11 protein-coding genes and 1 pseudogene are annotated in these 12272 nt (G+C 72.4%); 10 read left to right on the top strand and 2 right to left on the bottom strand.

All coding sequences use genetic code 11. The features are described 5' to 3' along the window. The first annotated feature begins 96 nt into the window (after positions 1-96). The 6 genes from NLX86_RS02415 (at position 97) to NLX86_RS02390 (ending at position 6378) form a co-directional block, all read left to right on the top strand. Positions 97-420 carry an integration host factor gene (locus NLX86_RS02415; protein ID WP_254369870.1) on the top strand — a complete coding sequence of 108 codons (324 nt, stop codon included), beginning with the start codon at positions 97-99 and terminating at the stop codon, positions 418-420. A 39-nt stretch (positions 421-459) separates the two neighbouring features. Then, the gene (gene gmk / locus NLX86_RS02410) at positions 460-1023 is read left to right on the top strand and encodes a guanylate kinase (protein ID WP_254369869.1); all 564 of its coding nucleotides are present in this window, start codon (positions 460-462) and stop codon (positions 1021-1023) included. Positions 1024-1075: 52 nt separating this feature from the next. Beyond that, a complete protein-coding gene (gene rpoZ / locus NLX86_RS02405; protein ID WP_005319902.1) occupies positions 1076-1348 on the top strand; it encodes a DNA-directed RNA polymerase subunit omega in 273 nt (90 codons plus the stop codon). A 110-nt stretch (positions 1349-1458) separates the two neighbouring features. Then, positions 1459-2700, top strand: a complete 1242-nt coding sequence (gene coaBC, locus NLX86_RS02400) for a bifunctional phosphopantothenoylcysteine decarboxylase/phosphopantothenate--cysteine ligase CoaBC (RefSeq protein WP_254369868.1) — start codon at positions 1459-1461, stop codon at positions 2698-2700. 242 nt (positions 2701-2942) lie between these two features. Next, a complete protein-coding gene (gene metK / locus NLX86_RS02395) occupies positions 2943-4151 on the top strand; it encodes a methionine adenosyltransferase (RefSeq protein WP_254369867.1) in 1209 nt (402 codons plus the stop codon). 82 nt (positions 4152-4233) lie between these two features. Beyond that, positions 4234-6378, top strand: coding sequence for a primosomal protein N' (locus NLX86_RS02390; RefSeq protein ID WP_254369866.1), 2145 nt, complete (start codon positions 4234-4236; stop codon positions 6376-6378). 155 nt (positions 6379-6533) lie between these two features. On the opposite strand, the gene NLX86_RS02385 is transcribed toward NLX86_RS02390, so the two are convergent. Continuing rightward, positions 6534-7082 carry a hypothetical protein gene (locus NLX86_RS02385; RefSeq protein ID WP_254369865.1) on the bottom strand — a complete coding sequence of 183 codons (549 nt, stop codon included), beginning with the start codon at positions 7080-7082 and terminating at the stop codon, positions 6534-6536. A gap of 411 nt (positions 7083-7493) precedes the next feature. On the opposite strand from NLX86_RS02385, the gene fmt reads away from it, so the two are divergent. Further along, the gene (fmt, locus tag NLX86_RS02380) at positions 7494-8438 is read left to right on the top strand and encodes a methionyl-tRNA formyltransferase (protein ID WP_254369864.1); all 945 of its coding nucleotides are present in this window, start codon (positions 7494-7496) and stop codon (positions 8436-8438) included. 73 nt (positions 8439-8511) lie between these two features. Further along, positions 8512-9957 carry a transcription antitermination factor NusB gene (locus tag NLX86_RS02375; RefSeq protein ID WP_254369863.1) on the top strand — a complete coding sequence of 482 codons (1446 nt, stop codon included), beginning with the start codon at positions 8512-8514 and terminating at the stop codon, positions 9955-9957. Positions 9958-10048: 91 nt separating this feature from the next. Here NLX86_RS02375 and NLX86_RS02370 read toward each other — a convergent pair. Next, a pseudogene (locus tag NLX86_RS02370) lies at positions 10049-10296 on the bottom strand (hypothetical protein); the annotation flags it as partial. A gap of 104 nt (positions 10297-10400) precedes the next feature. On the opposite strand from NLX86_RS02370, the gene rpe reads away from it, so the two are divergent. Both rpe and NLX86_RS02360 read left to right on the top strand, forming a co-directional pair. Further along, positions 10401-11087: a ribulose-phosphate 3-epimerase gene (gene rpe, locus NLX86_RS02365; protein ID WP_254369862.1), complete on the top strand. Its 687-nt coding sequence runs from the start codon at positions 10401-10403 to the stop codon at positions 11085-11087. 79 nt (positions 11088-11166) lie between these two features. Then, positions 11167-12228 carry a sugar-binding domain-containing protein gene (locus tag NLX86_RS02360; RefSeq protein ID WP_254369861.1) on the top strand — a complete coding sequence of 354 codons (1062 nt, stop codon included), beginning with the start codon at positions 11167-11169 and terminating at the stop codon, positions 12226-12228. Positions 12229-12272 lie beyond the last annotated feature (44 nt).

The following is a 12272-nucleotide window of genomic DNA, read 5'->3' as shown; positions in this document are numbered from 1 at the left end:
ACGTGCACATGGGGTGCTCGTTGCTCGCCCGGTGTGGGGCGACCAGGTTCCTCACCGGTCCGTATCCGACAGTTCGACATCCGAGGTGACGTAGGCGTGGCTCTTCCGCCCCTTACCCCTGAACAGCGCGCAGCCGCGCTCGAAAAGGCCGCCGCGGCTCGCCGGGAGCGGGCCGAGGTGAAGAATCGACTCAAGCATTCCGGCGCCTCCCTTCACGAGGTCATCAAGCACGGCCAGGAGAACGACGTCATCGGCAAGATGAAGGTCTCCGCCCTCCTGGAGTCGCTCCCGGGCGTGGGCAAGGTCCGCGCCAAGCAGATCATGGAGCGACTCGGCATCTCCGAAAGCCGCCGTGTGCGCGGCCTCGGATCCAACCAGATCGCCTCCTTGGAGCGCGAGTTCGGCGGCAGTGCCGCCTGACGTTCTCAGGCACCCCTGAGAACCTGGATAATCTGCTCCATGGCAGCAGAGGTTCGTCCGCGGCTGACCGTGCTCTCCGGCCCCTCCGGGGTGGGAAAGAGCACGGTCGTCGCGCATATGCGCAAAGTCCACCCCGAGGTTTGGCTCTCGGTGTCGGCCACCACCAGAAAGCCGCGCCCCGGTGAGCGTCACGGCGTCCAGTACTTCTTCGTCACGGACGAGGAGTTCGACAAGCTGGTCGCCAACGGTGAGCTGCTGGAGTGGGCCGAGTTCGCGGGCAACCGTTACGGCACGCCCAGGCGCGCGGTACTCGAGCACCTGGAGGCCGGCGAGTCTGTGCTGCTCGAGATCGACCTGCAGGGTGCCCGGCTGGTCCGGGAGTCCATGCCGGAGGCCCAGCTGGTCTTCCTCGCGCCGCCGAGCTGGGACGAGCTGGTCCGCCGGCTCACCGGCCGGGGCACCGAGGCGCCCGAGGTGATCGAGCGCCGGCTCGGGGCCGCCAAGATCGAACTCGCGGCCGAGTCCGAGTTCGACACCACCCTGGTCAACACCTCCGTCGAGGACGTAGCCCGTGAGCTGCTAGCCTTGATGCAAGTTGTTTGATCTTTTGTCTGTTTTCCCGCATTTCCCTGAAGTTTCTTCGGAAGGCTAGAGCGTGTCCTCTTCCATCACTGCGCCCGAGGGCATCATCAACCCGCCGATCGACGAGCTGCTCGAGGCAACTGACTCGAAGTACAGCCTCGTGATCTACGCGGCCAAGCGTGCGCGTCAGATCAATGCGTACTACTCGCAGCTCGGCGAGGGTCTGCTCGAGTACGTCGGTCCGCTCGTCGACACCCACGTCCACGAGAAGCCGCTCTCGATCGCCCTGCGTGAGATCAACGCGGGTCTGCTGACTTCCGAGGCCATCGAGGGCCCGGCCCAGTAGGCGTCAGAGTTACTTCATCCAGGCCCGGCAGGGGCACCTCCCAGCGTCAGCGAGGGGGAGTGACTGCCGGGCCTGTGGTGTGTCATAGGTAGGCGGGGGTACGCAGCCGAGTGCGGGGAGACGCAGTGGACAAGCCGAAGGCCGACAGGGCCGTACTGGGCAGAGTCGTACTGGGGGTGAGTGGCGGCATCGCCGCGTACAAGGCGTGCGAGCTGCTGCGGCGGCTGACCGAGTCGGGCCACGACGTACGGGTGGTGCCGACGGACTCGGCGCTGCAGTTCGTCGGGGCGGCGACCTGGTCCGCGCTCTCCGGCCACCCCGTCTCGACCGGGGTCTGGGACGCCGTCCACGAGGTTCCGCACGTACGGATCGGCCAGAGCGCCGACCTGGTGGTGGTCGCCCCCGCCACCGCCGACATGCTCGCCAAGGCCGCCCACGGCCTCGCCGACGACCTGCTGACCAACACGCTGCTCACCGCGCGCTGTCCGGTGGTCTTCGCGCCGGCGATGCACACCGAGATGTGGGAACACCCCGCCACTCAGGAGAACGTCGCGACGCTGCGCCGCCGTGGCGCGGTCGTGATCGAGCCCGCCGTCGGGCGGCTGACCGGCGTCGACACCGGCAAGGGCCGGCTGCCCGACCCGGACGAGATCTTCGAGGTCTGCCGTCGGGTGCTGGCGCGCGGCACCGGCACGCGGGACCTCGCCGACCGGCATGTCGTGATCAGCGCGGGCGGCACCCGTGAGCCGCTTGACCCCGTGCGCTACCTGGGCAACCGCTCCTCGGGCAAGCAGGGCTACGCCCTCGCCCGTACGGCGGTCGCCCGGGGCGCCAGGGTCACGCTGATCGAGGCCAACACCGGACTGCCGGACCCGGCGGGCGCCGACGTCGTCCGCGTCGGCACGGCCGTGCAACTGCGCGAGGCGGTCCTCAAGGCGGCGGCGGACGCCGACGTGGTGGTGATGGCCGCGGCTGTGGCCGACTTCCGGCCCGCCAGCTATGCCGAGGGCAAGATCAAGAAGGAGGACGGACAGGAACCCGCGCCGGTCGTCCTGGAGCGCAACCCCGACATCCTCGCCGAGATCTCCGCCGAGCGGGCGCGGCCCGGCCAGGTCGTCGTCGGCTTCGCCGCGGAGACCGACAACGTGCTCGCCAACGGCCGGGACAAGCTCCGCCGCAAGGGCTGCGACCTGCTCGTCGTCAACGAGGTGGGGGAGCGCAAGACGTTCGGCTCGGAGGAGAGCGAAGCCGTGGTGCTCGCCGCCGACGGCGAGGAGACACCCGTCCCGTTCGGTCCCAAGGAGGACCTCGCCGACACGGTCTGGGACCTCGTGGTGCCTCGGCTCGGGTGAATTTCTATATTCGTTCTACCGGGCGTCTCCAATCGGGCAAGAGCGGCAATCCGCCCCCTTGTCGGGCACGATCGTCGTACCGCAGAATTCAGTGCCGCAGGTCACAGAGCTCCCACGGAGCGAGACGAGTGGTCCGCTGCACGGAAGCGCCAGATAAACTGGTCACGGAACCACGCCGGGCGCAGCCTCCGGTCTGGTCCACCAATGATCAGCCAGCAGCCGCTGCAACCCCAGGGAGCGATGTGTCCCGCCGCCTGTTCACCTCGGAGTCTGTCACCGAGGGCCACCCCGACAAGATCGCTGACCAGATCAGCGACACGATCCTCGACGCGCTCCTCCGCGAGGACCCGACTTCCCGCGTCGCCGTCGAGACCTTGATCACCACTGGTCTGGTGCACATCGCCGGTGAGGTGACGACGAAGGCGTACGCGCCGATCGCCTCCCTCGTGCGCGAGAAGATCCTCGAGATCGGCTACGACTCCTCGAAGAAGGGCTTCGACGGCGCCTCATGCGGCGTCTCGGTGTCCATCGGCGCGCAGTCCCCCGACATCGCCCAGGGCGTCGACACGGCGTACGAGAAGCGTGTCGAGGGTGATGAGGACGAGCTCGACAAGCAGGGCGCGGGCGACCAGGGCCTGATGTTCGGCTACGCGTGCGACGAGACGCCCGCGCTGATGCCGCTGCCGATCCACCTGGCGCACCGGCTCTCCCGCCGGCTCTCGGAGGTCCGCAAGAACGGGACCATCCCGTACCTGCGCCCGGACGGCAAGACCCAGGTCACCATCGAGTACGACGGTGACAAGGCGGTCCGCCTGGACACCGTCGTCGTCTCCTCGCAGCACGCGTCCGACATCGACCTGGACTCGCTGCTCGCTCCCGACATCCGCGAGTTCGTCGTGGAGCCGGAGCTGAAGGCGCTGCTCGACGACGGCATCAAGCTGGACACCGACGGCTACCGGCTGCTGGTCAACCCGACCGGGCGCTTCGAGATCGGCGGCCCGATGGGTGACGCCGGTCTGACCGGCCGGAAGATCATCATCGACACGTACGGCGGCATGGCCCGTCATGGTGGCGGCGCGTTCTCCGGCAAGGACCCGTCCAAGGTGGACCGCTCGGCGGCGTACGCGATGCGCTGGGTCGCCAAGAACGTCGTAGCCGCCGGCCTCGCCGCGCGCTGCGAGGTCCAGGTGGCGTACGCGATCGGCAAGGCCGAGCCGGTGGGCCTGTTCGTCGAGACCTTCGGCACCAACACCGTCGAGGTGGAGAAGATCGAGAACGCCATCGGCGAGGTCTTCGACCTCCGCCCGGCCGCGATCATCCGCGACCTCGACCTGCTGCGTCCGATCTACGCTCAGACCGCTGCGTACGGCCACTTCGGCCGCGAGCTGCCGGACTTCACCTGGGAGCGCACCGACCGCGTGGACGCGCTGCGCAGGGCAGTCGGCCTGTAGTCGCACCTGCTGACACCTGACGGCCCCGGACCGGATCGGTCCGGGGCCGTCGGTGTCAGTGGCGTCTGGTAGGAATTTGGCTGTGAGCAGCAGCGACGAGCAGCCCGAAGCCCCCGCCGCAGGGGTGCCGGAGCAGCTTGCGCTCATCCGGGAGACCGTGCGCAAGGCGCAGGCGCCCAAGGCCAAGCCGCGCACCTGGCGGGGCGCCGCACTCGCCTGTGAACTGCCGGTCGCCCGTGTGCTGGTGAACAAGGGCGTGCTCCACCTCGACCAGTTCTTCGACTACGCCGTACCGGCAGACCTCGACGAGGCCGCCCAGCCCGGCGTCCGCGTCCGAGTACGGTTCGGCGCCGGGGCACACCGGGTGCGCGAGGGGCGCCGCGAGGGCGGCGGACTGATCGACGGGTTCATTGTCGAGCGCCGCGCCGAGTCCGACTACGACGGCCCGCTCGCGGCACTGGCCGGAGTCGTCTCCCCGGAACCGGTCCTCGGCCCCGAGCTGCTGGCGCTTGCCCGCGCGGTCGCCGACCGGTACGCGGGCAGCCTCGCCGACGTACTGCAGCTCGCCATACCCCCGCGGAACTCCCGCGCCGAGTCGAAACCCTCTCCGGAGCCGCTGCCCGCCCCCGCCGCCCCTTCTCCCGGCACCTGGGAGCGGTACGCGAAGGGCCCGGCGTTCCTCCAGGCGCTCGCCCGGGGCGGCGCCCCACGTGCCGTGTGGACCGCCCTTCCGGGGCCGCACTGGCCCGGGGAACTGGCCCTGGCCGTCGCGGCGACGCTGTCCTCCGGGCGGGGAGCGCTGGTCGTCGTCCCCGACGGGCGGACGGCCGCGCGGCTGGACGCCGCGCTCACCGAGGTGCTGGGCGCGGGGCGGCACGCACTGCTCACCGCCGAGGCCGGCCCGGAGAAGCGCTACCGGCAGTGGCTCGCCGTACGGCGGGGCTCGGTGCGGGCGGTGGTCGGCACCCGGGCCGCGATGTTCGCCCCGGTGCGCGACCTCGGGCTGGTCGCCATCTGGGACGACGGCGACTCCAGCCACAGCGAGCCGCACGCGCCGCTGCCGCACGCCCGCGAGGTACTGCTGCTGCGCGCGGCCACCGACAAGTGCGGCTTCCTGCTCGGCGGTACGACCTGCACGGTGGAGGCCGCCCAACTCGTCGAGACCGGCTGGGCCCTGCCGCTGGCCGCCGATCGCGACAAGGTGCGGGCCGCCGCACCGGTGATCCGTACCGTCGGCGACGGCGAGCTGGCGCGGGACGAGGCGGCCCGGGCCGCACGACTGCCGAGCCTCGCCTGGCAGACCGTACGGGAGGGGCTGAAGACCGGCCCGGTGCTGGTGCAGGTACCGCGCCGGGGGTACGTGCCGAGGCTTGCCTGCGAGCGCTGTCGCACGCCGGCGCGCTGCGCGCACTGCGCGGGACCGCTGGAGGCACCCGACGAGCGGACCCTGCACTGCGGATGGTGCGGGCGGTCGGAGTCCGGCCGGGCGTGCCCGGAGTGCGGAAGCACCCGGCTGCGGGCGCAGGTCGTGGGGGCCCGAAGGACCGCGGAGGAGCTGGGGCGGGCGTTCCCGGCGGTTCCGGTGCGTACGTCCGGGCGCGAGCATGTACTGGACACCGTGCCGGCCGGCCCGGCGCTCGTGGTCAGCACGCCGGGTGCGGAGCCGGTCGCCGAGGGCGGCTACGCGGCCGCGCTGCTGCTCGACGGCTGGGCGATGCTCGGGCGGCCGGACCTCCGGGCGGGGGAGGAGGCGCTGCGGCGCTGGATCGGGGCGGCCTCGCTGGTACGGGGACAGGGCGAGGGCGGCACGGTCGTGGTGGTCGCCGAGCCGACGCTGCGGCCCGTCCAGGCACTGGTGCGCTGGGATCCGGTGGGGCACGCGGTGCGGGAGCTGGCGGAGCGGGCCGAGCTGGGCTTCCCGCCCGTCTCCCGGATGGCGGCGGTGTCCGGCCGCCCGGAGGCCCTGGCGGCGTTCCTCGCGTCCGCCGAACTACCCCGGGACGCCGAGGTACTGGGCCCGGTACCGCTGCCTGTCGTGGACCCGGCCAGACCCCGCAGGCCCGGCGATCCTCCGCCGGGGGAGGTATGGGAGCGGGCACTGCTCCGCGTACCGCCGGGGAGCGGCGCCGCGCTGGCCGCCGCCCTCAAGTCGGCGCAGGCGGCACGGCTGGCGCGTGCGGGAGAAGATCCCGTACGCATCAGGATCGACCCCCCGGACATCGGCTGACGGGGGCCGGGGCGGGGCGCAGCGGGCGGATTCCGGGGCGCGGCCTCAGAGGGCGGCCGGGTCACGGCGGGCGGGTCACGGCGGGCGGGCCCCCGACGGGCGGCGGGCCGTGCACAGACGGCTGCCCCCGGCCGGAGTCGGCGGGGGCAGGGGTGTCAGCCGTTGCGCGGGCCTGGGAACGCGCTGGCCCGGGCCTCTTCGCGCAGCGCCTGGCTGCCCGACGTCGGCTGCGACGGCATGGACCGGGCCGCCGGTACCGCGGGCAGGCCGGGCCCGACCGGCAGCGGGCGGGTCGCGGTGGCCGTCGCCGCCTCGGCCGGGTGCTCGGCCACTTCGGCCGCGCCGGACTGCGCCGCCGCGCGCCTGGCACCGTAACGGCGGTGCACCGCCTGCTTGGTGACGCCGAGCGCCGAACCCACCGCGTCCCACGAGAAACCGAGCGAGCGGTCGAAGTCCACCGCCGCGGTGACCAGGGTCTCGACGCTGTCCCGCAGCTCCTGGGCGAGGCGGACGGTCGGGGCGGGGGCCCGGCCGTACACGACGAAGCCCGTGGAGGGGCCGGAGCGGCGCGGACGGTAGACGTTGCCGAGCTGGGCGGTGAGCGTGCGCAACGCGTCCACCTGCCGGCGGACCCGCTCGATGTCCCGCACCAGCAGGTGCAGGCTGGCCCGCGCTTGGGCGTCGTGGGTTGCGTGGTCGGCCATGAACAAGCCTCTCGAACCGGCGTGGAAACGGATGGGGCCGCCGACAGCGGCCCGCTTTCGGTCAATCTCTCTTGACCCCAACGCTCCACCGGTCGTTGTGGTCACGCTGTGGGGGCGTATGGGCATATGCGAGGGGCGCACGGGCGTGCGTACGCCCCCCGAGGGGGTGCCCTCCGGATCAGGCCGGGCCTGCGATGCCTGGCACGGCACCTCGCCGCGTTGTCGTCGGTCGCCGATGTCCCCCAGCTACCGCTGGGGGTGCCCCCACCGCATCGACTCCCTCCTTCGCCTTGCGATGCACCGCACCAGACGCCGCAGGCTGACCCGGCCTGATCCGGAGGACACCCCCTCACACCAGGGCCCATAGACTGGTGCGCTGCTCGTCGGCACGAGATAGCGAGGTAAACCCCAGTGAAGCTTGTGTTCGCAGGCACCCCCGAGGTCGCCGTACCCGCCCTGGACGCACTGATCGCCTCCGGCCGGCACGAGGTCGCCGCCGTCGTCACCCGGCCCGACGCGCCCGCCGGGCGCGGCCGCAGGCTGGTGGCCAGCCCGGTCGCCCAGCGCGCCGAGGAGGCCGGCATCGAGGTGCTCAAGCCGGTCAGGCCGCGCGACGCCGACTTCCTGGCGCGGCTGAGCGAGATCGCGCCCGACTGCTGCCCCGTGGTGGCCTACGGCGCGATCCTCCCGAAGTCGGCCCTGGACATCCCCGCCCACGGCTGGGTCAACCTGCACTTCTCGCTGCTGCCCGCCTGGCGCGGCGCGGCCCCCGTACAGCACGCGGTGCTGGCCGGTGACGAGGTGACCGGCGCGTCCACCTTCCTGATCGAGGAGGGGCTGGACTCGGGCCCGGTGTACGGCGTGCTGACCGAGACCGTACGGCCCACCGACACCAGCGGTGACCTGCTGACCCGGCTCGCCTTCGCGGGCGCCGGACTGCTCGCCGCGACCATGGACGGCATCGCGGACGGCGCGCTCAAGGCCGTACCGCAGCCCGCCGACGGCGTCTCGCTCGCGCCGAAGATCAACGTCGAGGACGCCCAGGTCGGCTGGGCCGCCCCGGCGCTCCGCGTCGACCGCCTGGTGCGCGGCTGCACGCCCGCGCCCGGTGCCTGGACGCTGTTCCGCGGCGAGCGGCTCAAGCTGGTCTCCATCGAGCTGCTGCCCGAGCGGACCGGCCTCGCACCCGGCGAGCTGTCCGTCGGAAAGAACAACGTGTACACCGGCACCGGCTCCCACGCCGTCGAGCTGCTCTGGGTCCAGCCGCAGGGCAAGAAGCCGATGCGCGCCGCCGACTGGGCGCGTGGCGTACGCATCGCCGCCGGGGAGCGCCTCGGTGGGGCGGACGTACGCTGAGAGAGATCGCCCCTCGCCCCACGAGCACACCGTCAGCTCACCACCGGTTCACCATCAGCGGAGCACCTTTCACGTGAACGACCAGCCTCGTCGCCGTCCCGCCAAGCAGGCGAAGCCGTACCGGCGCCCCCAGAAGGACCCCGTCCGCATTCTCGCCTTCGAGGCGCTGCGGGCCGTCGACGAGCGTGACGCCTACGCGAACCTCGTGCTGCCGCCGCTGCTCCGCAAGGCACGCGAGGGCGGCGGCTTCGACGCGCGCGACGCGGCGCTCGCGACCGAGCTGGTGTACGGGACTCTGCGCCGCCAGGGCACGTACGACGCGATCATCTCGGCCTGCATCGACCGGCCGCTGCGCGAGGTCGACGCGCCGGTGCTGGACGTCCTCGCGCTGGGCGCCCACCAGCTCCTCGGCACCCGGATCCCCACGCACGCGGCGGTCTCCTCCAGTGTGGAGCTGGCCCGGGTGGTGCTCGGCGACGGGCGGGCGAAGTTCGTGAACGCGGTACTGCGGAAGATCGCCGCCGATGATCTGGACGCCTGGCTGGAACGGGTCGCACCGCCCTACGACGAGGACGCCGAGGACCACCTCGCGGTGGTCCACTCGCATCCCCGCTGGGTCGTCTCCGCCCTGTGGGACTCCCTCGGCGGCGGCCGCGCCGGTATCGAGGACCTGCTGGAGGCCGACAACGAACGGCCCGAGGTGACCCTGGTCGCCCGCCCCGGCCGCTCCACCACCGATGAGCTGCTGGACGCGCTGGGCGAGGACTCCGGGCTGCCGGGCCGCTGGTCCCCGTACGCCGTACGGCTCGCCGAGGGCGGCGAACCGGGCGCGCTGGACGCCGTACGCGAGGGGCGCGCGGGTGTGCAGGACGAGGGCAGCCAGCTCGTCGCGCTCGCCCTCGCCAACGCCCCGGTCGACGGGTCCGACGCGCGCTGGCTCGACGGCTGCGCAGGCCCCGGCGGCAAGGCGGCCCTGCTGGCCGCGCTCGCCGCGCAGCGAGGCGCGGCGCTGCTCGCCTCCGAGAAGCAGCCGCACCGGGCACGCCTGGTCGAGCGGGCGCTCGCGGGCAACCCAGGTCCGTACCAGGTCATCGCCGCGGACGGCACCCGGCCGCCGTGGCGGCCCGGGTCCTTCGACCGGGTCCTGATGGACGTGCCGTGCACCGGACTCGGCGCGCTGCGCCGCCGTCCGGAGGCCCGCTGGCGGCGCCGCCCGGAGGACCTGGAGGGCTTCGCCCCGCTGCAACGGGCGCTGCTGCGCGAGGCGTTGGCGGCGGTACGGGTGGGCGGCGTCGTCGGTTACGTGACCTGCTCGCCGCACCTCGCCGAGACGCGGATCGTCGTCGAGGACGTACTGAAGGGCCGCGGTGGCCACGAGCCGGTCGACGCGGAGTGGATCGACGCGCGGCCGCTGATGTCCGGGGTACCGGCGCTGGGCGACGGTCCGGACGTACAGCTGTGGCCGCATCTGCACGGCACGGACGCGATGTATCTGGCCCTGCTGAGGCGAACCGCCTGACGCCGGATCACACGTGAGCCGGTTCCTTCTCCACGGCCGGCGGCTCCGGCGCGGCGTCGGCCTCCCTGGAAAGACGGTGCGACCACGGCCCGTACACGACGATCGCCGGGACGACCTCGGGCGCCTGAACCCCTCCGATTCCTCCAGGACTTGGGTCGACTCGGCGCCGGCGGGCAGCCATGACGCGGCGTCGTTGTCCTGGGCGTCGGTGAGCTTGGAGGCGAGCGGGAACGCGACGGCGATCACCACCAGCCACACCACCACGACCAGCCAATAGGTGCGCCGGCCGCACACCAGCCGGCCGGCGCCGCGGTTCCGCCGAGTCATTGCGTCGGTCATGGACGCCCCATCGCGCTCGCCGCGAGCCGCCCCCTTCGAGGTGCCGAGAGGCTTTACGCCGGACCCGGGCGGGGAAAGCCCGAAGTCCATGGCAGGCTTGGGGTATGGCCGTTCAGATCAATCCCAGTATCCTCTCCGCCGACTTTTCCCGCCTGGCGGAGGAGGCGAAGGCCGTCGAGGGCGCCGACTGGCTGCATGTCGACGTGATGGACAACCACTTCGTACCGAACCTCACCCTCGGCGTGCCGATCGTGGAATCGCTCAGCAGGGCTACGGACATTCCGCTGGACTGCCACCTGATGATCGAGGACGCCGATCGCTGGGCCCCGCAGTACGTCGAAGCGGGGGCCGGTTCGGTCACCTTCCACGCCGAGGCCGCGGCTGCCCCGGTCCGGCTGGCCCGGGAGATCCGGGCCAAGGGCGCCCGCGCCTCCATGGCACTGAAGCCCGCGACGCCGATCGAGCCGTACGAGGATCTCCTCCCCGAGCTCGACATGCTGCTGATCATGACCGTCGAGCCGGGCTTCGGGGGCCAGTCCTTCCTGGACATCATGCTTCCCAAGATCCGCCGGACCCGTGAGCTCATCTCCAAGCACGGGCTGGAGCTGTGGCTCCAGGTCGACGGCGGGGTCTCGGCCACGACGATCGAGCGCTGCGCGGAGGCGGGCGCGGACGTCTTCGTCGCCGGCTCCGCGGTCTACGGGACGGACGACCCGGCCGCCGCTGTACGCATGCTGCGCAACCAGGCGGCCGAGGCCTCGGCCTCGGCGCCCTGGCTGTGCAACCACTGAGCCACAGCTCGGTGAACGCAGTCCGACCGGGCTGATCAAGGCTTGCCGCATCTGAGAGGATGAACGGCGAGTCCAGAGTGTGAACAGCAGTGAGGAGATCGCGGTGTCTGCTATGTCGGCGGGTCGGTCAGCCCTGCGGATGGGACCCGCGGAACTGGTGCAGGCGGCGGCCATGGCCCGCCGGTTCTACCTCGAGGGCAAGTCCAAGATCCAGATCGCGGAGGAGTTCGGCGTCAGCCGCTTCAAGGTGGCCCGGGTCCTGGAGACGGCGCTCGAGCGCGATCTCGTACGGATCGAAATCCGGGTGCCGGCCGAACTGGACGCGGAGCGCTCCGACGCGCTGCGGGCCCGCTACGGCCTGCGGCACGCGGTCGTCGTCGAGTCCCCGGCCGATTCCGTCGACGTGGAGACGGCTGACGCCCCGGACCCGGAGAACCTGGGCGCCGTCGCCGCCGACCTGCTGGGCGAGCTGGTCACCGAGGGCGATGTGCTCGGCCTCGCCTGGGGCAGATCGACCATCCACATGGCCGCCGCCCTGCACCGGCTGCCGCCGTGCACCGTCGTTCAGCTGACCGGCGTGTACGACGCCGGCACCGCTGAGCGCGGCTCGGTCGAGGCCGTCCGCCGCGCCGCCCAGGTGTCGGGGGGGGAGGCGCACCCGATCTACGCGCCGATGCTGCTGCCCGACCCGGCCACCGCCGCCGCGCTGCGCAACCAGACGGGCATCGCCCGTGCCTTCGAATACTTCGACAAGGTCACCGTCGCGGCCGTCTCCATCGGCTCCTGGGAGCCCGGCATCTCGACCGTCCACGACATGCTCACCGACGAGGAGCGCGGCCACTACGCATCCCTCGGCGTGGCCGCCGAGATGTCCGCGCACCTGTTCGACGCGGAGGGGCGGCGGGTCGGCCGCGACCTGGGCGAGCGGTGCATCACGGTCGAGGCGGACCGGCTGCGCCGGATCCCCGAGGTCGTGGCGATCGCGGGGGGCTTGCGCAAGGCCGCCGCGATCGGGGCCGTACTGCGGTCCGGCCTCGTCACCAGCCTGGTGACGGACACGGCGGCCGCCGACTTCCTGCTGACCGAATCCGCGCCGGGCCCGCGCCCGGCGCTCGAGCGCGCGGACCCGGACGTCGTCTGATCCGGACGGCGCCTGGTCCGGACGGCGTCCGACCGCCGCGCGGC

The organism is Streptomyces sp. A3M-1-3 (assembly GCF_024213665.1).
Classification (GTDB): domain Bacteria; phylum Actinomycetota; class Actinomycetes; order Streptomycetales; family Streptomycetaceae; genus Streptomyces.
This window is presented reverse-complemented; position numbering and strand designations above follow the sequence as displayed.